Here is a 23,469-nt window from a genome sequence, read left to right as displayed (position 1 = left end):
TGACACCCCCTCCCCGTGGCGACGTCACCACCCCGTATACCCCATCTCACTAGCTAACATTTGGTGGCTGGTTCGACGCCGGCCGCGCGCGACCGTGGCACGGCGGGTGCCTGGGGCCCCCGCCCTTCCGGGTTTCGAACCGGTCTCACTCGTGCCCGTTTCGGATCAAGCGGGTTCACGATGCGGGCAAGCCCACTCCGCCCCTCCAAGGGCAGAGCGTCAGCCCGCAACCCCGGTGAACGTGCCGTCCAGGTCGTCCGCCTCGGCAATCGCACGCAACGGCACGTTCAGGACCGAGAAGCATGGTTGCCGCAATGCGCCGGGTGTTGTGCAACGGACCTCAAGAGAGGGGACGACGGTCGTGGCCGTGTCTGCGGCTGCAGCCGTTGTTCCGGCGTGGACGCACAAGACCGCACCGGTCGTGGTCCGGACCGGTGTCGTCGGGCGACGCAACGCCGGGGATCCCCTGCGGCGTCTTCCCGGTGATCAATCCGAGCACCAGGAGGACACATGGGGATCGTCAAACCCGCCACCGTCGTGGCGTTGGCCGCGGCCGGGTTGCTCGTCGGCGGTGGCGCGGCATCGGCCGGCGCGCTCTACACCGTGACGGCGTGGCACGACGTCAACATCCGGACCTGTCCCTCGACGGCGTGCGGGAAGGCGGGTTCGCTGGTCGCGGGTCAGCAGCGGAAGGTCGAGTGCTGGGTACGCGGTGAGTCGGTCACGGACGCCGGCATCACCAACGACGTCTGGTTGCAGGTCGACGACGCCGACGAGAACGGTCCGGACCTGTGGTCCAGCGCCGTCTACTTCGTCGGGGACGAGTACGCCGGGCTGCCCTCCGACGCGCGGTGCGCGGATTCGCCGGCCCGCTGACCCCGGGCGAAGAGCCCGACGGGCCCGCGGGTCGCGGCCGGTTCAGCCGGGACCCGCGGGCCGGACCGCCCGGCGATCAGCTCCCGTCCTCCAGCAGGGTGGACGGGACGGCCCCGTTGGTCACGGGCGCCTCCACCGAGGTGGCCAGGGGCACGTCGAGGATCGTCATCCGGGTGAGCGGAACGGCGTCTGCCCTCGTCGCGGGCACGGCCGTGCCCGAGGTGGTCTCCAAGCGGGTCGTGCGGGCACCGTGCTTCCTGCGGCCCACGGCTGCGGGACCCACGGGCAGGCCGCCCTTCGCGTGCACGTCGGGGTCCATGATCAACGCCGTCATCGCGCGTTGCAGGTGCGCGGCCGGCCGGTCGCCGCCACCGGTGCCGATCCGGGTGCGCGGGTACACCGAGACCAGCTCGTGCACCAGGTCCAGCACCACCTTCGGCAGGTCGGGCAGGAACTCCTGCAACGGGCGGCACCGCACCTCGCGTCGCTGGAGCTGCCACGCGATCTCGCGCGCTGTGCCCCGCAGGTCCGCCTCCTGGTACGGGGGCTTGCCGGTGAGGAGGAAGTACCAGGTGGCGCCCACCGAGTAGAGGTCGGCCAGCTCGGCGTCGAATTCACCGCCCAGCAGCGCCTCCGGTGCGGTGTAGAGCGGGGTGCCGCCCGCGAGGGCGGTGGCCGCCTCCTGCTCCAGCCGGATCGAGACGCGCGCGAACCCCCAGTCCACCAGCTTCAGCGTCGGTCCGTGCAGCACGGCGTTGGTGGGCTTGATGTCGCCGTGCGTCACGTTGTTCTCGTGCGCGTAGGTGAGCGCGTCCACCAGCTGCTTCACGTAGTCGATGCTGTGCTGGAGCGTGTACGCACTCGGGTGCTGGTCCGCCGTGCTCTCGATCCACCGCACCAGGCTGCCGGGCTGGTAGAGCGGCGAGGCCGTCCACAGGTACCCCTTGTCCAGGCCGGACGCGATGACCTGGCCGATGTTGAAGTGCGACAGCTTGCGCGCGGCGTCGACCTCGCGCTGCCACATCTCGCCGAGCGGGCTGCGCGTCCCGTCCCGGCCGCCGGTGTCCCGGACCGCCTTGATGACCACGTCCTGCCCGTTCTTCTCGTGCCGCCCGCGCAGCATCCGGCCGAACGCGCCGGGATCGGCACCGCCCAGCGGCTCGACGGCCCGGTACAGACCTCCGAACACGTGGCTCACCAGGGCCCGGTCCTCCTCGGTCCACCCCTCGGGCAGTCGCACGAGGTCCGGTTCCGGCTCCGCGGGCGCCGTGAACGAGGGGGCGAGGACCAGCCGGTCCGGCTCCTCGCGCATGGCCTCGACGGCAACCTCGTACCTGATCCGCTCGCGTTCCACCTCGATCCGGCGCTTCGTGGTGGCGCGCAGCCCCGCCAGGTCCACCTCCAGCTCGTCGTCGATCCGCTCGCGGTTCCAGGACCGGCGCAGGCCCTCCTCGTGCCGGGAGACGGCGACGGAGACCTCGAGTTCGCGCCGCTTCCGGTGCGCCACCACGGTCGCGTCGTAGCCGGTGCGCCCGCGCCAGAGCTTGACCAGCAGCGGGATGAGGTCCAGCAGCACGCCGAACGCGATCAGCATGACGTGCATCCAGAACCCGGTCGGGTCGTTCGCGGTGAAGTCGTACATGGCCCGCCACCGGGCGGGCACGCCGTCACCGGCTTCCGCGATCCCCTGGGCGGTCCGCAGGTCCTCGTCCATCTCGGCGCGCAGGTCCCGGATCTGCCGCTGCAGCTCGGGCGCCCGGGCGTCGTACTCCCCGGCCGCGCGGTCCCGCGCGGTCCCGGCGGCTTCCGCGGCGGTGTCGAGCAGCCGCGTCTTGTCGCCCTCGCCCGGAACACCGGTGATCTTGCCCTCGGCCCGCAGGTCGTCGCAGCCGCGGGGGTCGCGCTCGCAGGCGGCGTGCCGCCGCGCGGCCTCGAAGTCCTGCTGCGTCGTCGTCCTCGCGTTGCCCAGGGCGGTGAGCTGCTCCTCCAGCGCCAGCAGCTTGGTCTGCCGCTCGCTGGGCCGGCCGTCCTCGCCGACGATCAGCCGGCGCGACTGGTCGACCTGCCGGGAGATCGTGTCGTTCATGGTGCGCTCGACGTCCTCGCGGAAGATCGCCAGCGCACCCAGCTCGGCGACGACGAACCCGATGACGACCGCGCACAGGGCGCGGAAGAAGTAGCTGGACCTGCTGCGCCACGCGTTCTCGTCGGGGTCGACCACCTTCGCCGCGATGGCCCGGTCGAACGCCAGCACGAACAGGCCCCACGGGAACGTCACGGGCAGCGCGTCAGTGAAGGCCGGCACGACCTCCAGGCCGACCGCGGCCAGGCTGATCAGCGCCCAGGCCACCAGGCCGTTCAGCAGCACGAAGAAACCGGACAACTGGTAGGACGAGCGTTCGTGCCTCCCGGCCACGGCGCGCCACGAGGCCCCGCCGAGCCACGTGAAGCCGTTGCCCAACCACCAGAGGGGCAGCAGCGGCCAGCGGGGGCGTCTCGTGTCCAGGGGGCTGTCGGGAACGGGGGCGGTTCTCTGCATGGTGCCTCGCTCAGCTCGCCGGGGGTGCGGCGTCTCGTGGGTGGGGTGAGCCCTTCGGGTGCTCCGGGACCCCGCGGCCGGCGACGGCGGGCGGTCGGGGTTCGGTGACCCGGTCACCGGGGACTGCGGGGGGCGTCGGGTCGGGGCCGCGCCGGCCGGTCCTCCCGGTTCCGGCGCGGACGCCAGGGGAAGGGCGGGGTGGCCGGCGCCGTGCTCCTAGGCACGGATCTCCAGCCGCAGCCTGACGGCGCGGCCGAGCCCGAGGACGTCGCCGTGCTGGAGGACGCCGCGCGTCGTGGTCTCGGAGTTGATGGTGACCCCGTTGGCGCTGCGGAGGTCCTCGACCTCGAAGCCGTCGGTGCAGGGCCGGATGCGGGCGTGCTGCCGGGAGACGGTGGGCAGGTCGACCACGACCTGGCAGGACGTCGCGTCGCGGCCGATCACCCCGCCCGAAGCGGGCAGCTCCAGGGACGTCCCCGTCTGCCCGACGAGGACGAGTCGCGCGGTGCGCGCGCCGGTGGCCGCCGACCTCCCCACCAGGGTCCGGGTCGCCGGCGCGGCGGCGGCCCGCTCGTCCTGGCTGACGTGCACGCGGGTGCGCGGGATCGCATCCACCCGCAGGTACTCGTGGATGCGCACCCGGATGTCCGAGCCCGTTTCCGACAGCTCCAGGTTGACCTCGAACTCGTCGTCGATGAGGTCGCGGCCGAGCAGCTCGGCGTCCGCGGGGTGGGTGCGGATGGTGATGAACAGCGGTCGGCCGTCGGGTGGCGCGGGCAGGCGTGCCGCCTGCGCGGCCACCCGGTGCAGCATGATCCGGCGCTGGTGCCCGTACTCCTCGTCGATCTCGAAAACCCGTCTCCGGCCCAGTCGTGGATTCCAGGGGAATCGCAGTCCGGTCAAGTCCAGGCGTCCGTTCCGGTGGAGCCTGAACAACCCGATCGCAATCCCGGCGGTGATGAGCAGGAAGAGCGTGGTGAGCATGCGCATCACACTCGTTTCAAGCGGATTGACCTGCCGGGGTCATCCGGGCGCGCGGATGTGCCCGCCGGGTCGGCGGTGGAAGTCGTTCGTTTCCGTACGCGTCTGTATCGACGGGTCCGCGTAACGCGTTTCAAGAGAGGGGAAAAAATTTGTCGGAAATCTATTGGCGGCACACCGGTGACTGAAGCTCACGTATATCCGTCAGTGGTGGGCCAATGACTTTGCGTTGAAAGCGAACCGCGGTTCGGCGACGACCTCGGGCCCTGCGCGGGGCGGGACCCGCGACAGGTCACTCGGCGAGCATGTCCCAGGGCTGGCCGTTCCGGGAGGGGGCGAGGGCCACCACGGTGCGGCCGTGGACCGCCACCGCCAGGTCGCCCGCGGCCAAGCCGTCCGTCCCGGCGCGCCGGTGCCGTTCCCGCCAGCGGCGGGCGAGCGCCGTCGCCTCGGCCGACGGCATCGGTCGGTCCAGCAGCGCCAGCAGCACCGAGCCCCGGGCCCCGGTGACCGGGTCCACCGGCGCCCACCGGCCCCGGGTGGGACGTCCCGCCAGGCGCACCGGCGCCGGGGGCGCGGTCTCGGCCAACTGGTCCTCGACCGCCCGCAGCGCGCCGTAACCCACTTCGAACAGGCTGAACGGCGACTGCTGGTCCGGGCGTGGGCGGGGCTTGAGCACGGGCAGGTCCGCGACCTCCTCCAGCGGCACCTGCTCCGTGGGGGGCAGTTGGAGCGCCGAGGTCGCGTGGTCCGCCGGGTCCGGGGCGCCGACGGCCTCGGTCAGCCAGTCGACGCCGTCCGCCGGGGCGAAGAAGTCGACGACCACGCCGTTGCCGTCCAGGTAGGCCCAGGTCATGACCAGCGGGTGGCGGTGCACGTGCGCCCACGGCAGCAGCTGGTCCAAGCGCTCGCGCGGCAGTCTCGTCGACCGGGGCGGCTTGCCCGACCGACCCCTGGCCTCCCCGGCCAGCAGCAGGCCCGGCGCCTGGAACAGCAGGTCCGGTCGGACCCCTCGCTTGGTGAACGACGCGGCGAGCGTCATGGGCAGCGCGTCGAAGCTGCTCAGGGCGTCGACGCCGGCGGTCCACTCGTAGGCGGCCTGGACCGCGGCGGTGAGCATCCCCAGGCCGAACGACTCGCTGACGAACCGCCGGACGTGCAGCGAGCTGGACCGGAAGTCGTCCTGGCGCAGCCTGACGGGGCGGCCCGGCGACACGCTCAGGTAGTTCGCCAGCAGCCGCAGCTCGTCGAGCCGCACGCCGTACCGGACCCCGGTCGCGCCGGCCGGCGCCAGGGCGTTGACGTGGATCACCTCGGCCACGTTCACCGGCAGCCGCTTGCGCCCGCTGAGCGGGTGGACCTCCTCGACGCGCGGGTAGTCGTCCACGCCGGTCCGGGTCGTCCAGCGGAACTGGCGCACGGTCACCCAACTCACCCGCGCAGTCTAGGGGTGGCCGACCATGTCAAAACTTCTTGACACGAGGTCAAGCCCACCTGACACTGGTGATGTCAAATTCGTTTTACACGAGGGGTGGCCGGTGACGTACGAGGAGAAGGGCACCTGGGTGTACCTGGTGGTCACGGTCGCGACCTACCTCGGGTACCTGGTGGTGATGGCGTCGCGGGCGAGGAACGACCTGGCCGCGACCCCGTACGCCGCGCCGATGCTGTGGGCGATCGGGGCGTCGATCGTGCTCTCGGTCGTGGTCCGGATCGGCGTGGAGGCGGCCCGGCCCAGCGACGACCACCGGGCCGACGAGCGCGACCGCGACATCGACCGGCGCGGCGAGCGGGTGGCCGCCGGGGTGCTGGGCGTGGGCATGGTCGGCCCGCTCGCGCTCGCGCTGGCCGAGGCGCCCCACTTCTGGATCGCCAACGCCATCTACGCCGCGTTCGCGATCGGGGCCGTGGTCGGCTCCGCGGCGAAGCTCGTGGCCTACCGGCGGGGGTTCTGAGTGGGCAAGCCGACCAGGATCACCAACTCGATCCGGGCGCTGCGCTTCGCGCACGGCGAGATGACGCAGGCCGAACTGGCCCGCCGGGTGGACGTCACCCGGCAGACGATCATCGCCATCGAGCAGGGCCGGTACTCGCCCTCGCTGGAGACGGCCTTCCGCATCGCCGGGGTGTTCGGGGTGCCGCTCGGCGACGTCTTCCAGTACCCCGAGGAGGACTCGTGAAGGCGATCGTGCAGGACCGCTACGGAGATCCCGACGAGGTGTTGCGGCTGGTCGACCTGGACCGGCCCGTGCCGGCGGCCGGCGAGGTGCTGGTGCGCGTGCGCGCCGCGCCCGTCGTCGGCGGCGACTGGCACCTGCTGCGCGGGCTGCCCTACCTCGCCCGGCCGATCACCGGGTGGCGCCGGCCGCGCAACCGCGTGCCGGGGCTGGAGCTGGCGGGCGTGGTGGAGGAGGTCGGGCCCGGCGTCGACTCGCTCGCGGTCGGGGACGAGGTGTTCGGCTGGTGCTCCGGGGCGTTCCAGGAGTACGCCGCGGTGCCCGCCGGCCAGTTGGCCCGCAAGCCCGCCAACCTGACGGTCGAGCAGGCCGCGGCGGTGCCGATCTCGGGGTTCACCGCGCTCCAGGCCGTGCGCGACCTGGGCCGGGTCGGGCCCGGCGCGAAGGTGCTGGTCCACGGCGCCACCGGCAGCGTCGGCACGTACGCGGTGCAGCTGGCCAAGGCGTTCGGCGCCGAGGTCACGGCGGTGTGCGGCGCGGCCAAGGCGGACCTGGCCCGGGAGCTGGGCGCGGACCACGTGCACGACTACGCGACCGGCGAGCCGCCCGGCGGGTTCGACGTGCTGGTCGACCTCTACGGCAACCCGTCGCTGCGCACCTGCCGGCGGCTGGTCCGCCGGGGCGGCCCGGTGGTGTTCGTCGGCGGCACGGGCGGGCGCTGGTTCATGGGCGTCGACCGCCGGCTGCGCGCCCTGGTGGTCGCGCCCTTCCTGGGTTTCAGGGCGAGACCGCTGGTGCACCGGGACCGGCACGAGGACCTGGTGTTCCTGCGCGAGCTGATCGAGGCCGGGCGGCTCACCCCCGTGCTGGACCGGACCTACCCCCTCGCCGACGTCGCGAAGGCGGTCGAGGACGTGCGGCGCGGCCGGGTGCGCGGGCACGCCGTCGTGACGCCCTGACAACACCGCCCCCCGGCCGGCCGCGGCCGGGGGCTCAGCGCCCGTCCCGGCCCAGCTCCGCCAGCACCCCGTCGGTGAACGGCGGCCACGCCCGCACCGACCACTCGCCGAAGTTCCGGTCGGTCAGCGCCACGCAGGCGACGCCCGCGTCCGGGTCGACCCACAGGAACGTCCCGCTCTGCCCGAAGTGCCCGAACGTGCGCGGCGAGCTGGACGCGCCCGTCCAGTGCGGCGACTTGTCCGCCTTGATCTCGAACCCCAGGCCCCAGTCGTTGTGCTCCTGCGACCCGTAGCCGGGCAGCACGCCGCGCAGCCCCGGGAACACCACCGAGGTCGCCTCCGCCACCAGCCCGGCCGACACCAGCGCGGGTGACTGCACCTCCGCCGCGAACCGCACCAGGTCCGACACCGTGGACGTGGCGCCCGCGGCCGGCGAGCCGTCCAAAGAGGACGAGGTCATGCCCAGCGGCTCGAACACCGCCTGGCGCAGGTACTCCCCGAACGGGATCTCCGCCGCCTCCTCCACCGAGCGCGCCAGCACCTCGAACCCGGTGTTGGAGTAGATCCGCCTCCTCCCGGGCGCGGCCTGCACGTCGTCGGAGTCGAACGCCAGCCCGGACGCGTGCGCGACCAGGTGCCTGATCGTCGCCGGCCCGGCCGGGGTGTCCCACTCGACCGCGCCCTCCTCCACCGCCACCAGCACCGCGTACGCGGTCAGCAACTTGGTCACCGACGCCAGGGGGAACCGGTGGTCGACCGGGCCGTGCGCGCCGAGCACCTCGCCGTCCGCGCGCACCACGGCCGCCGCCGCGGTCCCCACCGGCCAGGACGACACCACCCGCAAGCTCTCCATGCCGCAGACTCTGCCACGTGTCACCCCGAGAGCTCGTCGTCCTGGGCACCGCCAGCCAGGTGCCCACCCGCACCCGCAACCACAACGGCTACCTGCTGCGCTGGGACGCCGAGGGCTTCCTGTTCGACCCGGGGGACGGGACGCAGCGCCAGATGCTGCTCGCGGGCGTCCCGGCGAGCGCCGTCACCCGGCTGTTCGTCACGCACTTCCACGGCGACCACTGCCTCGGCGTGGCCGGGGTCGTGCAGCGCCTGTCCCTCGACCGGGTGCCGCACCCCGTGCACGCCCACTTCCCGGCCGAGGGCGCCCACTTCTTCGACCGGCTCCGGCACGCCACGTCCTTCCACGACGTGGCGGACGTCCGCGAGCACCCGGTCACCGGGCCGGGCGTGATCGCCGAGGGCGCGTTCGGCGTGCTCGAGGCCCGCCGCCTGGACCACCCGGTGCCCACCTACGGCTACCGCCTGGTCGAGCCGGACGGCCGCACCATGGTCCCGGAGCTGCTGGAGGCCCGCGGCATCCGCGGCCCGGCGGTCCGCGACCTGCGCCCGCCGCTGCTGGACGAGGTCAGCGTGCCGCGCCGGGGCCAGCGGTTCGCCTTCGTCATGGACACCCGGTTGTGCGACGGCGCCTACGAGCTGGCCGAGGGCGCGGACCTGCTGGTGATCGAGTCGACCTTCCTGCACGCCGACGAGCGGCTGGCCGCCGAGCACGGCCACCTGACCGCCCGCCAGGCCGCGCGGGTCGCCGCCGAGAGCGGGGTGCGCAAGCTCGTGCTCACGCACTTCTCGCAGCGCTACGCGGACCCGGAGGCGTTCCGCGCCGAGGCGGCCGAGGTGTTCGACGGCGAACTGGTGGTGGCCGCCGACCTGGACCGGGTGCCGGTGCCCAGGCGCCGGGCCTAGGGGACCCGAGGCCGGGCTTGGTTACCTGGGGCCGGGCTTAGGCACCTGGGCCGGGGCAGGCACCGGGCCTAGGTACCCGGAGGCCGGGCCTCCCCGGCGCGCGCCCCCTCGGCGGCCCACTGGTCGCGCACCACGTCGTCCAGGTCGGAGTGCCGCGGCGCCCAGCCCAGGGCGCGCAGCCGGGTGGTGTCCGCGCGCAGCTCGCGCACCTCGCCGCCGTGCGCGGGCCGCCGCACCACCGGCGCCTCCCGGCCGGCCACCCGCCCCACCGAGGCCAGCACGTCGGCCACGGACGCGGGCGTCGCGCCCACGTTGAGCACCTCGTACCCCGTCAAGGGCCGCTCGACCGCGGCGACGAACGCCCGCGCCACGTCCCGCACGTGCACGAAGTCCCGCACCGCCGACCCGTCGCCGAACACCTCCACCGCGGGCAGCCGCCCGGACGCCGCCCCGCACGCCCTCGTGACCAGCCGCGTGTCGTCCCGGTCCCCGCCGCCCGCCACGTTGAACAGGCGCAGCGCCACCGCCGACACCAGGCCCGCCCGCGCGGCCCACCCGACCGCGTCCTCGGCGGCGGCCTTCGACGCCGCGTACGGGTTGGCCGGAGCCCGCGGCGCCTCCTCGGCGATTGGGCCGCCGGTCGCCGCGCCGTACACCCCGGCGGTGGACGCCAGCACGAACCGGGGCGGCGCGGACCGCAGCAGGTTCACCGTGCCGCCCACGTTCACGTCGTAGTACCGCACCGGGTCCTCGAACGACTCGCGCACCCGCCCGAGCCCCGCCAGGTGCACCAGGGCGTCCGCCCCGGGGAGCGTCGGGAGCAGCCGGACATCACCCACCAGGGGGATCGGGGTGTGACCGGCGGTCGCCAGTTCGGCGACGACCACCCGACCGACGTACCCCGAGGCACCGCTGACCAGCACGCGCATGGCCGACATCCCAGCACGGCCGGGTCGGCGGATGATCGGGTGATCTGGGAAAAATTGGCCCTAAAGGTGTGGACCGGCGGGACCGATACAACCCGAGTGAGTTACCCGTACCCAGACATGCGCCCGAGCATCGAGGTGGTGCTCGCGGAGCACGCCGCGCACGAGGCCAAGCGGCAGCGGTTCCTGGAGACGGCGGCGGCGATCGTGGCCGCCGCGCCACCGTCGGTGGACGACACGCTGCTCGGCCTCACCCTGCCCTTCCCCGGCCCCAAGGGCGCCAGGGCCTTCCTCAACCGGGTTGACCAGGTACTTCGCGAAGCCGCTCGATGATCTCGCGCGCTCGGCGCTGAGCCCATCGGCAACTTTCATCCGGTCGTTGCCCGACCGTGCTGGGCCGTGTCCATCGCCTGCCTCTACAGTGCGTGGCACCCGGCGCTCGCCGGCTGTCTCGTCTGCTTCTCATAAAGCGAGTTCTCGGCGATGGATCACGTCTTCCACGCGCTTCAAGCGCGCCTGTGCACCCTTTTCGGCGACCGGCTGGTCGTGCTCGCGGGCGGCACCCGGCTGAGTAATCGCGTGGGCGAGCTCCACCAGCTCGGCGCCCGCCGCACGCTCGTGCTGTCGACGGACGACCACGCTCCCCTGCACGACTCGGAGATCGCCCGCTGGGTGCCGCTGGGCATCGGCGGCGGCTTCGTCGCGACCGAGCAGAACCGGCTCACCAGGCTGTTGACCTCGCCCAACCGCGAGGTCGGCGAGGTGCTGTCCGACTTCGACCCGCGCGGCGAGGCCCTGGTGATCAGCACGCCGTACGCGCACGTCCCGGAGTTCGCGGGCCGGCCCGTGCTCAACGCCCGCCGCCCCGAGTGGGTGGAGCTGGAGAACAAGACCACGATCGACGCCCTGTGGGACGAGCTGTCCGCGCCCCGCGCGCCCGCCGTCGTGCTGGGCCTGGACTTCGACGCCCTGTGGGAGGCGAGCCTGCGCCTCGACAAGGGCGCGGGCGCGGTGTGGTCCGGCGACGGACCGGCGATCAACGGCGGCGCGAACTTCGTGCGCCGGGTCCGCGACCGGGCCGAGGCGCGCGAGGCGTTCGACGTGCTCGCGGCCAAGTGCGAGTTCATCCGGGTGATGCCGTTCCTGGAGGGCATCCCGGTGAGCGTGCACGGGATCGTGTTCCCGGACGGCACGGCGGTGCTGCGGCCGATCGAGATGGTCGTGCCTCGCCGCGCCGGCCAGGCCCGGTTCCTGTACGCGGGCTGCGCCTCGTACTACGACCCGCCCGCCCGCATCCGCGAGCAGATGCGCAACCTGGCCCGCCGGGTCGGGGAGCGGCTGCGCGAGACCGTCGACTACCGGGGCACGTTCACCCTGGACGGCATCGCCACCGCCGACGGCTTCCTGCCCACCGAGATCAACACCCGCTACGGCGGCGCGATGGTGTGCTTCGAGGACGCCCTGCCGCAGCTCCCGCTGGCGCTCGTGCAGGTGGCCCTGGTCGCCGGGCACGACCTGGGCGTGTCGTCGATCGAGTTCGAGGAGCTGCTGGTCTCGGCGGCGGACAACTACCGGCACGGGTCGGTCGGCGCGAACGTGCGCGCGGTTCACCCGACCGAGATCGTGGAACGCCCGATCGTGTTCACCGAGTGGTCGTGCCGGTGGGCCCACCCGGAGGAGGCGCCGCACGCCGTGCTGCGGCTGCGGCCGTCACCGCTGGGCGCCCGGCTGGAGCTGGACCTCGAAGCCGACCAGCTCCCGCGCGGCAGGCCGGTGGTGGCGCTGACCGTGGCCGCCTTCGCGCTCGCCGACCAGGACTGGGGCACGTCGCTGGGCCCCCTGGAACCCGCCGTCCCGGTCGACGACGACGAGCTGGTCGCCCCGGTGGTCGAACTGGGCGCGGTCACGGCGTGACGCACTCCTGGTCGCCGTACGCGGCCAGGTAGGCGTACCGGTAGCCCATGAGCTGGAGGGTCACCTCGGGCGGCTGGTTGACCGGGTACCGCTTGCCCCGGTACGCGCGCAGCAGCTCGGGGTGGCCCTGCGCGGTGGTGCGCAGCAGCAGGGGCGTGGTCGGCGCGCCGCCCACCAGGTGGCGCGCCACCCGGGCGGCCTGCGCCAGCAGCCGCGGCGAGTGGTCGTCGGAGGCGATGGCGTCGGCCACGTCGGACACGTGCGGCGGCACCGCCTCGGGCACCGCGATGGCCAGCGCCATCGAGCACGCCACCTCGGCGCCCGCCAGCGTCTCGAACACCTTCGGCGCGCCCTTGGCGACGTCGTACCGGGTCTGGGTGATCCAGTCCGGCGGCTGCCTCGGCAGCTCGCGGCCGAGCGCGTTCCACCGGCGCCGGGTGCGCTTGCCGTCGTCGGTGAAGCCCGCGCTCGCCAACGCCATCGCGGCCAGCAGGAAAATCATCCGATCGCGTGTGTCCGCGGGCACCCGGTAGCTCGCGCCCAGCTCCACCAGGAACGGCACGGCCCGCGCGCTGGCCTCGGACACCGTGTCCTCGTCCAGCAGGCGGCCGAACAGCGCGACGCAGGCGGCCTCGCGCACGGACCGGTCGTCGTGCACCGCGTCGCGCAACAGGTCGTCCACGCCCGTCCCGCGGGAGAGGACCGACCAGGGCACGTCCTCCAAGCCGCGCAAGGGATCGGGCCTCTGCCATGCAGGTGGGAGCTCCATGCGCGCAAGCTACGCGATTCGGCGAACCGGTACCGGCGGGATCACTCGTCAGCGGAACGGCCGGCCGGCCGTACGATCGCGCGGTGCGCGGACCCCACTTCAAGGTCGTCGACCTGTTCTCCGGTGCCGGTGGCATGAGCCTGGGCTTCCAAGCGCACCGGGACTTCACCGTCGTCGGCGCGGCCGACGCCCAGATCGGCAAGCCGTCCTCCCGGTTGGGGTCGTTGCGCTGCAACGGGATCTACCGGGACAACATCGGCGTCGACCCGCTCCAGGTCGACCTGGGCCGGCTGGACCCGGCCGTGCTGCGCCAGGTGTGGGGCCTGGAGCGGGGCGAGCTGGACGTGCTGGTGGCGTGCCCGCCGTGCTCCGGGTTCACCCGGATCTCGCCGAACAACCACCTGCGCGACGACCCGCGCAACTCGCTGGTGGGCCGGGTCGCGGCGTACGTGGCGGAGTTCCGGCCGCGGGTGATGGTGCTGGAGAACGCGCGCGAGCTGGTCAAGGGCAAGCAGCGGCACCACCTGGACGGGTTGACCGACCAGCTGCTGGAGCTGGGCTACGAGGTGGACGCCTCGACGCACGTGTTCTCCCGCTTCGGCCTGCCGCAGCTGCGCGAGCGGGCCATGGTGGTGGCGGTGGACTCGGGCGTGCCGCTGCGCACGCTGGACGACGTGTGGGCCGGCTGGGAGGTCAAGCCGGGCGCGACGACCGTGCGGCGGGCGATCGGCAGGCTGCCGTTCGTCGAGGCGGGCGAGGCGCACCCGGACGACGCGATGCACGTGTCGCCGTCGTTCCGGCGGGACCGGTCGCTGGAGCGGATGCGGGCCATCCCGGCCGACGGCGGCTCGTGGGGCGACCTCGTGGGCTCGGCGGCGGAGCTGCTGCTGAACCCGGCGCAGCGCAAGATCATCCAAGAGGGCAAGTGGGGCTCGCACCCCGACGTGTACGGGCGGATGTGGTGGGACGAGCCCGCGCGGACGATCAAGCGCGAGTGCGGCCACGTCGGCAACGGCCGGTACGCGCACCCCGAGCAGCACCGGCTGTGCACGGTGCGGGAGATGGCGCTGCTCCAGGGGTTCCCGCGCAAGTTCCGGTTCGACGTGTCCGTGATCGGCAACGCCTACCGGCACCTGGGCGACGCGGTGCCGCCGCTGATCTCGTTCCAGTTGGCGGCGCTGGTGAGGTGGATGCTGACCGGCCAGGCGCCGACGGCGAAGGACCTGTGCCTGCCCGGGACGTCGCTGCGGGTGGGCGACATCCGGCCGATCGCGCCGTCCGCCCTGGTCGCCTAGATCACCTTTTGACAACGGTGTGATCTCGAAGGGGATTTCCGGGGAATGCGGTGTCTTCTGTGGACCAAGCCGCTGAACTGCGGAAACCGGAGTTGTCCACAGGGGGCTGACGGGCGTTTCGCCTTGTCCCGAAACGGACTTCCGCGCCCGGACCTCGACGCGGTGTCGATCACTGGACCGTCCACATCGGAGTCCCCGCCTGTGTTTCCGCTGGTGAAGTCCCTTGTGGAGGAACGTGAGGCCTTGCCGGATCGAGTGACGCCGGATCGGATAAGGTTCGGCCGATTCTGTCGATCCGGTGTCGAACCCGCGCGGAGGCGTTCCACCGCTGTCGACAGACCGCCGCCTTGAACCACACCAACGGGCTACCCTCGCGAGCCTCAAGGAGACACATGGCATCCCGGTCGACTCTGAAGCGCCTCGGCGCTGCGATCCTCGGCTCCGCCTTCGTCCTGATGTCGGCCCTGCCGGCCGCCGCCGCCGAGAAGCCGAAGGTGGAGCCCGAGCGGCCCGACGAGCCCGGCATGGGCATCTGGCTGGAGCGCTCGGGTCAGCTGCTCGACGGCAACCCGGACCAGGACGGCACGCAGCCGTTCAACGCCGAGCTGATCGGCCTCAGGATCACCACGGGCGACTCGAACGAGCGGGCCAAGGCGTACTGCGTCGAGCTGCCCACGCGGCTCTACGACGGCAAGCCGCTCGAAGAGGTGCCGTGGGGCGAGCACCCGAACCCCGAGACCAAGTTCAAGGAGAACGCGGGTCGGATCAACTGGATCCTCCAGAACAGCTACCCGAAGCTCAGCATCGAGGACGCCCGCGCCCTCTACGGCGTCGGCGAGGCCAAGCGGAGCATCCTGATCACCGCCGCGCAGGCCGCGATCTGGCACTTCAGCGACGGCGTCGACCTGCGGGTCCAGGACTCGACCGCCGAGGACGAGGACACCAAGGACGGCACGGTCGACGAGCTCGTCTACAAGTCCTACAAGTACCTGGTCGACAACGCCCAGGACCTGGCCGAGCCGAAGCCCACGCTGGACGTCGACCCCGCCCAGCAGAGCGGCGAGGCGGGTGACCGGATCGGCCCGTTCACCATCTCCACCACGGCCGACGAGGTGAAGATCAACGCCAACCTGCCCGAGGGCGTGAAGCTGGTGGACGCGGAGGGCAACGCGCCCGGCGCCGCGACCGCCGGCGCCGCCGCCTCCGACGCCAAGACCGTCGAGGTGTGGGTCCAGGTCGACAAGGGCGTCGCGCCCGGTTCGGTGGAGTTCACCGTCGAGGCCGAGGGTGAGCTGCGCAGCGGCCGGCTGTTCGTGTCGGTCGACAAGAACGACAAGACCCAGTCGCTGGTGATCGCCTGGTCCGAGCCCGTGAAGGTCCAGGCCAAGGCGAAGGCCGACTGGGTCGAGGCGCCGGCCGAGACCACCCAGCCGAGCACCCCGTCCGAGACCACCTCCGCCACGCCGACCACCACCACGGCGGCCCCGACCACGACCACCAGCGCGGTCGTGGCGGGCGGCGGTGACACCGACGAGCTGGCCAGCACCGGCGCGTCGATCTTCGTGCCGCTCCTGATCGGCCTCGGCCTGCTGGGCGCCGGCGCGGCGGCCCTGCTGGTCGTGCGCCGCAAGCGCACCGCCTAGTCACAACGGGTGATGACGGCCCCCTCGGGAATCCCGAGGGGGCCGTGCTCGTTTGTCGCTGGGTGTGACCGGGCCGGTCGGGTAGCCTGCCTGGGGGAGTGCGAAGGAGCACCATGAACTTCGATGAGATCAAGGACAAGGCGTCCGAGCTGCTGGAGCAGAACCACGAGAAGGTGGACGCCGGCATCGACCAGGCCGCCGGGTTCATCGCCGACCGGTTCGGCCACGAGGAGCAGGTCCGGTCGGTGGCCGAGATGGCCAAGGACATCCTCCCGGGTGGGCAGTGAGCACGGCCGAGCAGGCGGCGCCGACCGGCGAGACCCGGTCCCCGGCCGCCCAGATGGTGACCTGGCAGGGCTACGACGTACCCCGGCTGGAGCAGGTGCGCCTGCTGCTGTCGGAGCGCAAGCTGCGCGCGTCCGGGCGCCTGGTGACGGCGGGCCCGGCCGAGCAGTTCAGCGGCTCGTACGAGGTGTCGGTCGGTGAGACCGGCGCGGTGAAGCGGGTCCTGCTGCGCACCGCGACGCTGTCCGAGGAGCGGCACGTGTCCATCAGCCGCTCGTCCGAGGGCGTCTGGCTGGTCGACCACGGCCAGGGCGCGGAACGGGCCGACTTCGACGGGGCGCAGGACGTGGACGTGCAGTTCGCGGTCCTGTTCAACGCCCTCCCCGTGCGGCGGCTCAACCTCCACGTGGAGGAGGGCGAGCACGAGGTGTCGATGGTCTACGTGACCCTGCCGGACCTGTCGGTGCAGCTCGTGCGCCAGCGGTACCGCACGGTCGCCCTCGGCGACGGCCGCTCGGTGGTCTCCTTCACGCACGGGGAGTTCCAGCAGGACATCACCGTCGACCAGACCGGCCTGGTGGTCGACTACCCCCGCATCGCCTACCGGATCTGAGAAGCGCGAAGCCCTGGCTCCCGCCGTCCGACGGGCCTACCAGGGCTCACTTCCTCGACCTAGCGGCCGGGGCTGGTAGCAGCTTATCGACTGAACGGCCTTGCCCGCTTTCATTAAATCGGGCGAGCAATCGTTTGCGCCCGTAGGGCGGGCACAACGATCGTCGGGTGAGCACACACGTCTTCGTCGACGAGTCACGCCGGGCGACCTACCTGCTGGCGGCCGCATTCATTCAGACGCGACGGCTGACCGCCCTTCGAACGCTGATGCGAGGATTGCGCGTCGCGGGTGAACGTCGGCTGCACTTCAAGAGTGAAAGCGACACCGTTCGCAAGGATGTGATCGGGCGCCTGGTCGACGCGGGGTTCCGCAGTCGCGTCTACTTCGGTCGTGGACCTGCCGAAGCCGTGCGTCAGGCATGTTTGGCCGACCTTGTCGCCGATCTCGTAGAGGAACCGGTCGCACGGCTGGTTCTCGATGCGCGGGGTAGGACGGAAGATCGCCTTGACCGGCGGGTCATCACCCGTTCACTGCGCGAGTGCGGTGTGCCTGACGATTCGATCTCGTACGAGCACATGAGTTCTCACGGTGACCCCGCGTTGTGGATTCCCGACGCCATCGCCTGGTGCTACGGCGCGGGCGGTGAGTGGCGCAGGCGCGTTGGTCCGCTGGTGGAAGCCGTGATCGATGTCGGTGTCGTGACCAGGCGTCGACAGCTGCGCTGAGAAGCGCGAAGCCCTGGCTCCCGCCGTCCGACGGGCCTACCAGGGCTCACTTCCTCGGTCGAGCGACCTCGGCTGCCTCGACCATACCAAGCGACCCCACCCCGCACCGTCGCTCGATCAGGCGATCTTCACACCCGAACGGCGATCGCCATCCCCTGCCCGACCCCCACGCAAGCCGCCGCCACGCCCAGGCCACCACCGCGCGCCCGCAGGTGCCGGCACAGGTCCACCACCACCCGCGGCAGCGAGGCGCCCAGCGGGTGACCGTAGGCGATGGCGCCACCGTGCACGTTCACCTTCTCCGGGTCCACCTCCGGCAGGTGGTGCAGCACCGACAGCGCCATCGCCGCGAACGCCTCGTTGACCTCCCACAGGGCGACGTCCTCCGCGGCCACCTTCAGCCGCCCCAGCAGCTTCCGGATCGCGGAGACCGGCGCCAGCGTGAACCGCTGCGGGTCCTCCGCCGTCACCGCCGACCCGAGGAACTCCGCCAGCGGCGTGACGCCCAGCTCCGCCGCCACCTCCTCGTCGCCCATCAGCACCGCCGCCGCGCCGTCGTTCAGCGGCGACGCGTTGCCCGCCGTCACCGGGCCGCCCTCCGAGAACGCCGGCTTCAGCTTCGCCAGCTTCTCCAGCGACGTCTCCGGCCGCACGGACTCGTCCCGCCGCACCGACGACCCGTCCGGCAGCAGCACCGGGAACGCGAACCCGTCGTGCACGCCCGCGTCCCACGCCGCCGACGCCCGCCGGTGCGACCGGAGCGCGAACCCGTCCATCTGCTCCCGCGTGATCCCCAGCGACACCGCGACGTCCTCGGCCGCGCGCCCCAGCGGCACGGTCCACTCGGCCCTCATCCGCGGGTTCACCAGCCGCCACCCCAGCGCCGTGGACACCGACTCCAGCCGGTCGGCGAACGCCCGGTCCGGCCGCGGCACCACGAACGGCGCCCGCGTCATGCCCTCCACGCCACCGGCGACCAGCAGCGACGCGTCGCCCAGCGCCAGCGACCGCGCGGCCTGCGCCATCGCCTCGCCGCCCGACGCGCACAGCCGGTTGACCGCCACCCCGGGCACCGAGGTCGGCAGCCCGGCCAGCAGCGCCGCCATCCGCCCGACGTTCCGGTTCTCCTCGCCCGCGCCGTTGGTGTTGCCGAGCAGCACGTCGTCGATCCGCGCCGGGTCCAGCGCGGGGTGCCTGCGCAGCAGCTCGGTGATCGGCAGCGCGGCGAGGTCGTCCACGCGGACCCCGGACAACCCGCCGCGGTAGCGGCCGAACGGGGTGCGGGCGGCGTCGAGGATGAGGGGCCGTGGCATGGCCCCATCTTGTCACCGGCCGACGAGGAAGGGGATGAACGCCGAGGTGGGTCGGGTCTCACCCGAGGCGCCGAACAGCCTGACCTCGATCAGGTGCGGCCCGGCCGCGAACCCGGAGGTGTTCAGCGCCAGCCGGTACCGCCCGACGACGCCCGGGCCGCCCCGGTCGGTCGGCACCGCGGCCACCTGCTCGCCGTCCACCCGCACGGTGAACCCGGCCACCCCGGCGAGCGGCGCGCCGGGCCGGCCGCTCAGCCCCAGGTCGAACACCAGCCGGCCGGGTCGCACGGACCCGCCGGGGGGCAGGGCCTGGCCGGCCGCGTCCAGCACCGTCCCCTCGACGCGGGGCAGCTCCGGTCCTGGCGGTCCCGGCGCCGGGGCGGCCGGCTCCGGGCGCGAGGGCGTGCCGCTCAGCTCCAGGTCCACGTGGGTCACCTGCACGCGCAGCCGGGTCAGCAGCGTCACGAAGAGGTCCCCCGACGCCGTCCTCAACGCCTCCGCCGGCAGGTCCGCCACCACCGGGTAGGGCACGCCCGGCCGCCACGGCGTCCCGGGCGCGGCGGGCCGCAGCGGCACCTCCACCCCGGCCACCGACGCGCTCAGCGCGGGCGCCCCCGGTGACGCGTCGGTGTGCAGCAGCGCCATCCGCAGCTGCCCGCCGGTCACCCCGGGCAGCGGCGCGCCGCCCCCGCGCTCCCACGCCTCGGCGGCCACCTCGACCTCGACGTCGGGCGCGGCCACCAGCGGCGGCGGCGAGGCGGGGGCCGCGTCGAACGCGACGAGGCTGAACGCCACCCGCTGCCCGGTCGGCCCGGAGACGGACACCAGCGCGGTCGCCTCGGACCACGTCGGCACGACCGGGCTGACGGCCACCAGCTCGCCGTCGAACAGCACCCGCGCCCCGTCGCGCCGCAGCACCAGTTCCCACCGGTGGGTGAACCCGGGGTCGAGCGCGGGCACCTCGCGCACCACCCGGGTCGGCGTGCCCTCGGGGGTCCGCACCGCCACGTCGGTGGTCCCGTTGCCGGTGTCGACCAGCAGCCGCACGGTGCCCGGCGGCAGCCCGTCCGCGCCGACCACCGACACCGGTCCGGGCACCAGGTCCAGCGCCAGCTCGCCGTCGGCGCCGGGCGCGTCGGTGTCCACCGCGAACCGGCCGAGCTCGTCGCCGTCCCGGAGCGCGAACGGCGTCCGCGACCGCAGCGTGGCGGGCGCCGCCGCGCAGTTGCCGGTGAGCACCAGCCGCCGGCCGTCGTCGCCGCGGCCGGGCGTGGCGCGCGCGCAGTTCGGCCGGGACAGCAGCCGCCACCGCGTCGCGTCGGGCGCGTCGTCCTGGTCGAACCGGTCGACCGACGCGTAGTCGTCGGGCGGCCGGTCGTGCGGGGTCCCGGAGGACTTCGCGGGCGCGGACCGCTGCCCGAACGCGTCCACCGCGTACACCTCGACCACGTGCGGACGCTCGTCCTCCAGGCCGTCGAGCTGGATCGAGGACCGCGTGACCAGCTTCGACCGGTCGGCGCGGTCGGTGCCCCAGCGCACCTCGTAACCGGGCGCCCCGCCCTCCCAGCGCAACTGCAACCGCCGCGGCCCGGACATCACGACCAGGTCCCGCGGCGCTTCCGGCGGCGCGCCGGCGGTCGGCACGAGCACGCCCTCGGCGGCGAACGGCGCGAGCGACGTGGGCGGCGGCGCGGAGGCGCCGGTCGGCGTGGCCGGCTCGCCCGCGCCCGCGGTCCGCAGGACCCCGACGACCCCGCCGAACAGCACCGCGCCCGCGGCGATGAAGGCGATCCGGCGACGGTCCACAGCGCAAAGCTAGGTGCCGGGGTGACGGCGGTCACCCCTCGTTGCGGAGCCGAGACCTACAACGGCCGGATCTGGAAGCTGTGCTGGTGCTTCCGCACCTCGCCCCGCTCGTCCACCGGGAGCACCCGCACCGCGACGTCGTGGCCGCCGGTGGGCACGTCGTCCAGCCGCAGCGCGAACTCGTGGCGCCCGCCCGCGGACCCGTTCGTGGGCAGCGTGGCGATCCGCTCGCCGTCGAAGTCGACCTCGATGCCCTTCACCGCGGCGACCTCGCGCGCCGTCGGGTCGGCCAGCTCGACGACCACCCTGGCGACGCCGTCCTCGCGCACCACCGCGATCGACGGCGCGGGCACCGCCGGCACGGGCGGCGGGAGGTCGGTGACGCGGGGCAGGGGGCGGCGCGCGTCCGGGCCGTCGGCGATGACCAGCCGGGCGTCGGTCACGTGCGCGTACAGGTCCGACCGGAGCTGAACGCGCCGCCGACCCGGCTCGTCCGACGCGGACAGCGGGAAGTCGGCGTAGACCACGTGCTCGTCGCCCCCGTAGCGGTCCTCCGGCATGCGCGTCGCGGGCGCGGAGCGGGAGCCGAACTCCAGGGTCATCGGCGCGTCGGAGGGGGTGAACACGGTCGCGACCACGCGGACCGAGGTGCCGCCCGACAGCAGCGAGTCGGGTGGGTGGCCCAGCACCGAGCCGATGCCCGAGCCGAGCTTCACCACCGAGGCGGGCTCCGGGTCCGCCGGCACGCCGCCGGTGCCGAACGAGTCCAGCAGGGTGTTCCGGGCCTCCCGGAACACCAGGCGCGGGTGGGCGACCCGCCAGGGCACGGCCACGGGCGCGCCGGCCAGCGCCACGCCGTCGCGCAGCGCCACCACGGAGCCGGGCAGCACGCGCACCTCCCAGCGGTGCCGCACGCCCGACGACGGCCGCGTGAACGTGCCCGCGGCGGGGATCACCTCACCGGTGGCGGGCACGCCCTCGCCGATCTCGAAGCGCGCGCTGGTCGTGGTGAGGCGCAGGACGACCGCGCCCGGCGGCGGGCGTTCCGCCAGGGCGGGCAGGTCCTGGAACGGTTCGGGCAGCAGGGCGATCGACACCTCGCCGTCGGGGGTCAGCGGGCCGTCGGTGGTGAGGAGGACCCTGCCGACCGCGCCGTCCGGGGCGGGCTCGCCCAGCGCCATCGGCACGTTCGACTGGAGTTCCAGCAGGTCGCAGGAGACCTCCAGCCGCCCGCCGTTGAACGGGCGCAGGCCGAGGCAGTCGGTGCTGCCGCCGGTGGTGTCGTAGGGCTTGTTGGCGGTCAGGACGCGCCAGCGCCGCGGCGGGAGGGACTCCGGGCCGTCGAACCGGTCGACCGGCTCGAACAGGCCGTGCACCTGCGCCGCCTCGTACGCCAGCCGCGGCACGGCGGTCGCGGTGGCGGGCCCGGAGCGGTTGCCCAGCCCGTCGACCGCGCGGACCTCCACGGCGACGTCGGCGTTCACGTCGAGGTCGGTCAGCTCGGTCTCGGTGCCCTGGACCAGGCGCGTCGCGCCGTTCCAGCGGACCTCGAAACCGCCGTGGTCGAGGCCGCCCGCGGCGGTCCAGCTCGCGCGGAGGCTGGTGCGGTCGAGCGCGGTCAGCGCCAGGTCGGTGGGCGTGCGCAACTCGCGCGTGTCCGGCACGAGCTCGACGCGGTCGGAGAGGAAGCGCTCGAAGGTCGGGGGAGGGGGCGGGGCGGACTCGTCGCGCAGCAGGGCGACCGTGCCGCCGAGCAGGGCGACACCACCGACCAGGGCCACCAGCTTCCGGCGCTCCACGGGCCGACTCTAGGGCCGCGCGCGTGCTCAGGGTGTGAGGGCGAGCACGGTTGAGCCGTTCAGCCCAACGACGCGGCCGCCCCGGGAACCCAGGTCGCGCAGGGCCGCCAAGGCGCCCGGAGCGGTCAGGTCGAGGGTGGTGCCGGTCAGCTCGGGCCGGTTCTCCAGGGCCAGGCGGGCGGTGTGGCCCGCCTCCACGGTCTTGGCCAGGCCGCCGGTCGAGGCGAGCGAGCCGCGGGCCGCGCCGAGCCTGCCCAGCGCGTCGTCCACGGCGCCCAGCAACGCGGCCCGGTTTCCCTCGCACATCGCCAGGACCAGCTCGGGGCGGCTGCCCGCGACGCGCGTGCCGTCGCCGAACGAGCCCGCGGCCAGGGAGAGGGCGAGCGGGCCGCCGTCCGCGCCGACGCCGGCCAGCACGGCGGCGAGCAGGTGCGGCAGGTGGGAGATGCGGGCCACCGCGGCGTCGTGCTCGGCGGCGGTGGTGGGGACGACGTGGGCGCCCGCGGCGAGGGCCAGGCCGATGACGTCGGAGAGGACGTCGAGGTCCGAGCCGTCCTCGGCGGTGACGACCCAGGCGGCGTCCCGGAACAGGTCGGCGCGGCCCGCGTCCCAGCCGGACCTGGACGTGCCCGCCATGGGGTGGCCGCCGACGTAGCGGGCGTGCGGGGCGACGCGCGCGACGAGGTCGGCGACCGGCCCCTTGACGCTGACGACGTCGGTGAGGCGGACGCCCCCCGGGAGGGCGCGCAGCACGTCCTCCACAGCCGGCAGCGGGACCGCCACGACGACGAGGGCGTCCCGCGCGACCGCGCGCTCGAGGGCGGCGTCGAGGTCGACGACGTCGTGACCGTCCCGGCGCGCGGCCTCCGCGTCGTCGCCCGAGGCGGTCGCGCCCCAGGTCGCGAAGCCGGCGGCGGCCGCCGCGCGCAGCACCGACCCACCGATCAAACCCAGCCCCACCACGCACACGCTTCGCACGGCGCTCATCCTGCCGGCGACACCGCCCAACCCCTATTCGTCCACAGGCCCGGATTCATCCACAGGCCCGGGAGTTGTCCACAGGTCGCGGATCGCCCCTCGCGCCCCGATCC

At 73.7% G+C, this 23,469-nt stretch carries 22 protein-coding genes; 12 read left to right on the top strand and 10 right to left on the bottom strand.

Features of this window, described 5'->3' with window-relative positions; translation table 11 throughout:
- Nucleotides 1-510 precede the first annotated feature (510 nt).
- The gene (locus tag ACFV4N_RS14145) at nt 511-876 is read left to right on the top strand and encodes a hypothetical protein (RefSeq protein WP_499672922.1); all 366 of its coding nucleotides are present in this window, start codon (nt 511-513) and stop codon (nt 874-876) included.
- Nucleotides 877-952: 76 nt separating this feature from the next.
- Here ACFV4N_RS14145 and ACFV4N_RS14140 read toward each other — a convergent pair whose 3' ends face one another.
- The 3 genes from ACFV4N_RS14140 to ACFV4N_RS14130 all read right to left on the bottom strand — a co-directional run bounded on the left by ACFV4N_RS14140 (nt 953) and on the right by ACFV4N_RS14130 (nt 5,831).
- Nucleotides 953-3,415 carry a DUF4407 domain-containing protein gene (locus ACFV4N_RS14140; RefSeq protein WP_499672921.1) on the bottom strand — a complete coding sequence of 821 codons (2,463 nt, stop codon included), beginning with the start codon at nt 3,413-3,415 and terminating at the stop codon, nt 953-955.
- A gap of 216 nt (nt 3,416-3,631) precedes the next feature.
- Nucleotides 3,632-4,318 (bottom strand): FHA domain-containing protein, encoded by a 687-nt coding sequence (locus tag ACFV4N_RS14135; protein WP_499672920.1) that lies wholly within the window; start codon nt 4,316-4,318, stop codon nt 3,632-3,634.
- A gap of 370 nt (nt 4,319-4,688) precedes the next feature.
- Nucleotides 4,689-5,831, bottom strand: a complete 1,143-nt coding sequence (locus ACFV4N_RS14130; RefSeq protein WP_499672919.1) for a hypothetical protein — start codon at nt 5,829-5,831, stop codon at nt 4,689-4,691.
- Nucleotides 5,832-5,934: 103 nt separating this feature from the next.
- On the opposite strand from ACFV4N_RS14130, the gene ACFV4N_RS14125 reads away from it, so the two are divergent.
- The 3 genes from ACFV4N_RS14125 to ACFV4N_RS14115 are packed head-to-tail and all read left to right on the top strand — an operon-like array spanning nt 5,935 to nt 7,532.
- Nucleotides 5,935-6,351, top strand: coding sequence for a hypothetical protein (locus ACFV4N_RS14125; RefSeq protein WP_499672918.1), 417 nt, complete (start codon nt 5,935-5,937; stop codon nt 6,349-6,351).
- Nucleotides 6,352-6,576, top strand: a complete 225-nt coding sequence (locus ACFV4N_RS14120) for a helix-turn-helix transcriptional regulator (protein WP_499672917.1) — start codon at nt 6,352-6,354, stop codon at nt 6,574-6,576.
- Entirely contained in the window at nt 6,573-7,532 is a 960-nt protein-coding gene (locus ACFV4N_RS14115) for an NAD(P)-dependent alcohol dehydrogenase (protein ID WP_499672916.1), read from the top strand. The genes ACFV4N_RS14120 and ACFV4N_RS14115 overlap by 4 nt, the downstream gene beginning before the upstream one ends.
- 34 nt (nt 7,533-7,566) lie before the next feature.
- Here ACFV4N_RS14115 and ACFV4N_RS14110 read toward each other — a convergent pair whose 3' ends face one another.
- The gene (locus ACFV4N_RS14110) at nt 7,567-8,385 is read right to left on the bottom strand and encodes a serine hydrolase domain-containing protein (RefSeq protein ID WP_499672915.1); all 819 of its coding nucleotides are present in this window, start codon (nt 8,383-8,385) and stop codon (nt 7,567-7,569) included.
- A 17-nt stretch (nt 8,386-8,402) separates the two neighbouring features.
- On the opposite strand from ACFV4N_RS14110, the gene ACFV4N_RS14105 reads away from it, so the two are divergent.
- The gene (locus tag ACFV4N_RS14105; protein ID WP_499672914.1) at nt 8,403-9,290 is read left to right on the top strand and encodes a ribonuclease Z; all 888 of its coding nucleotides are present in this window, start codon (nt 8,403-8,405) and stop codon (nt 9,288-9,290) included.
- Between the two features lie 68 nt (nt 9,291-9,358).
- Here ACFV4N_RS14105 and ACFV4N_RS14100 read toward each other — a convergent pair whose 3' ends face one another.
- Nucleotides 9,359-10,219, bottom strand: a complete 861-nt coding sequence (locus ACFV4N_RS14100) for an NAD-dependent epimerase/dehydratase family protein (protein WP_499672913.1) — start codon at nt 10,217-10,219, stop codon at nt 9,359-9,361.
- A gap of 117 nt (nt 10,220-10,336) precedes the next feature.
- On the opposite strand from ACFV4N_RS14100, the gene ACFV4N_RS14095 reads away from it, so the two are divergent.
- Together ACFV4N_RS14095 and ACFV4N_RS14090 are read left to right on the top strand one after the other, a co-directional pair.
- Nucleotides 10,337-10,549: a hypothetical protein gene (locus ACFV4N_RS14095; RefSeq protein WP_499672912.1), complete on the top strand. Its 213-nt coding sequence runs from the start codon at nt 10,337-10,339 to the stop codon at nt 10,547-10,549.
- A 150-nt stretch (nt 10,550-10,699) separates the two neighbouring features.
- The gene (locus ACFV4N_RS14090; RefSeq protein WP_499672911.1) at nt 10,700-12,130 is read left to right on the top strand and encodes a hypothetical protein; all 1,431 of its coding nucleotides are present in this window, start codon (nt 10,700-10,702) and stop codon (nt 12,128-12,130) included.
- Here the strand turns inward: ACFV4N_RS14090 and ACFV4N_RS14085 are convergent.
- Nucleotides 12,120-12,863, bottom strand: a complete 744-nt coding sequence (locus ACFV4N_RS14085) for a hypothetical protein (protein ID WP_499672910.1) — start codon at nt 12,861-12,863, stop codon at nt 12,120-12,122. The genes ACFV4N_RS14090 and ACFV4N_RS14085 overlap by 11 nt on opposite strands.
- A gap of 119 nt (nt 12,864-12,982) precedes the next feature.
- On the opposite strand from ACFV4N_RS14085, the gene ACFV4N_RS14080 reads away from it, so the two are divergent.
- From ACFV4N_RS14080 to ACFV4N_RS14060, 5 genes are all read left to right on the top strand, one after another.
- Nucleotides 12,983-14,194 (top strand): DNA cytosine methyltransferase, encoded by a 1,212-nt coding sequence (locus ACFV4N_RS14080; RefSeq protein ID WP_499672909.1) that lies wholly within the window; start codon nt 12,983-12,985, stop codon nt 14,192-14,194.
- Between the two features lie 392 nt (nt 14,195-14,586).
- Nucleotides 14,587-15,837, top strand: a complete 1,251-nt coding sequence (locus ACFV4N_RS14075) for a thioester domain-containing protein (protein WP_499672908.1) — start codon at nt 14,587-14,589, stop codon at nt 15,835-15,837.
- Nucleotides 15,838-15,950: 113 nt separating this feature from the next.
- The gene (locus ACFV4N_RS14070; RefSeq protein ID WP_499672907.1) at nt 15,951-16,124 is read left to right on the top strand and encodes an antitoxin; all 174 of its coding nucleotides are present in this window, start codon (nt 15,951-15,953) and stop codon (nt 16,122-16,124) included.
- Complete coding sequence (locus ACFV4N_RS14065) at nt 16,121-16,735, top strand: putative glycolipid-binding domain-containing protein (RefSeq protein ID WP_499672906.1); 615 nt, start codon at nt 16,121-16,123, stop codon at nt 16,733-16,735. The genes ACFV4N_RS14070 and ACFV4N_RS14065 overlap by 4 nt, the downstream gene beginning before the upstream one ends.
- Before the next feature lie 167 nt (nt 16,736-16,902).
- Nucleotides 16,903-17,460 carry a hypothetical protein gene (locus tag ACFV4N_RS14060; RefSeq protein ID WP_499672905.1) on the top strand — a complete coding sequence of 186 codons (558 nt, stop codon included), beginning with the start codon at nt 16,903-16,905 and terminating at the stop codon, nt 17,458-17,460.
- A 128-nt stretch (nt 17,461-17,588) separates the two neighbouring features.
- Here ACFV4N_RS14060 and ACFV4N_RS14055 read toward each other — a convergent pair whose 3' ends face one another.
- Genes ACFV4N_RS14055 through ACFV4N_RS14040 form a run of 4 tightly spaced genes read right to left on the bottom strand, consistent with a single transcriptional unit; the run spans nt 17,589 to nt 23,365 of the window.
- A complete protein-coding gene (locus ACFV4N_RS14055) occupies nt 17,589-18,773 on the bottom strand; it encodes a thiolase family protein (RefSeq protein WP_499672904.1) in 1,185 nt (394 codons plus the stop codon).
- Between the two features lie 12 nt (nt 18,774-18,785).
- Complete coding sequence (locus tag ACFV4N_RS14050) at nt 18,786-20,579, bottom strand: fibronectin type III domain-containing protein (protein ID WP_499672903.1); 1,794 nt, start codon at nt 20,577-20,579, stop codon at nt 18,786-18,788.
- A 56-nt stretch (nt 20,580-20,635) separates the two neighbouring features.
- Nucleotides 20,636-22,378, bottom strand: coding sequence for a hypothetical protein (locus tag ACFV4N_RS14045; RefSeq protein ID WP_499672902.1), 1,743 nt, complete (start codon nt 22,376-22,378; stop codon nt 20,636-20,638).
- Between the two features lie 27 nt (nt 22,379-22,405).
- Complete coding sequence (locus ACFV4N_RS14040) at nt 22,406-23,365, bottom strand: prephenate dehydrogenase (protein ID WP_499672901.1); 960 nt, start codon at nt 23,363-23,365, stop codon at nt 22,406-22,408.
- Between the last annotated feature and the right edge of the window lie 104 nt (nt 23,366-23,469).

The organism is Actinosynnema sp. NPDC059797 (assembly GCF_042732085.1).
Lineage (GTDB): Bacteria > Actinomycetota > Actinomycetes > Mycobacteriales > Pseudonocardiaceae > Actinosynnema.
Note: the sequence above shows the minus strand (reverse complement) of the source record. Positions and strands in the feature narration are given on the sequence as shown.

Bases quoted from the DNA above. Each gene is read 5' to 3' on its own strand.
- ACFV4N_RS14110 (WP_499672915.1), bottom strand. From the start codon at position 8,385: ATGGAGAGCTTGCGGGTGGTGTCGTCCTGGCCGGTGGGGACCGCGGCG.
- ACFV4N_RS14095 (WP_499672912.1), top strand. From the start codon at position 10,337: ATGCGCCCGAGCATCGAGGTGGTGCTCGCGGAGCACGCCGCGCACGAG.
- ACFV4N_RS14140 (WP_499672921.1), bottom strand. From the start codon at position 3,415: ATGCAGAGAACCGCCCCCGTTCCCGACAGCCCCCTGGACACGAGACGC.
- ACFV4N_RS14040 (WP_499672901.1), bottom strand. From the start codon at position 23,365: ATGAGCGCCGTGCGAAGCGTGTGCGTGGTGGGGCTGGGTTTGATCGGT.
- ACFV4N_RS14090 (WP_499672911.1), top strand. From the start codon at position 10,700: ATGGATCACGTCTTCCACGCGCTTCAAGCGCGCCTGTGCACCCTTTTC.
- ACFV4N_RS14100 (WP_499672913.1), bottom strand. From the start codon at position 10,219: ATGCGCGTGCTGGTCAGCGGTGCCTCGGGGTACGTCGGTCGGGTGGTC.
- ACFV4N_RS14055 (WP_499672904.1), bottom strand. From the start codon at position 18,773: ATGCCACGGCCCCTCATCCTCGACGCCGCCCGCACCCCGTTCGGCCGC.
- ACFV4N_RS14145 (WP_499672922.1), top strand. From the start codon at position 511: ATGGGGATCGTCAAACCCGCCACCGTCGTGGCGTTGGCCGCGGCCGGG.
- ACFV4N_RS14075 (WP_499672908.1), top strand. From the start codon at position 14,587: ATGGCATCCCGGTCGACTCTGAAGCGCCTCGGCGCTGCGATCCTCGGC.
- ACFV4N_RS14070 (WP_499672907.1), top strand. From the start codon at position 15,951: ATGAACTTCGATGAGATCAAGGACAAGGCGTCCGAGCTGCTGGAGCAG.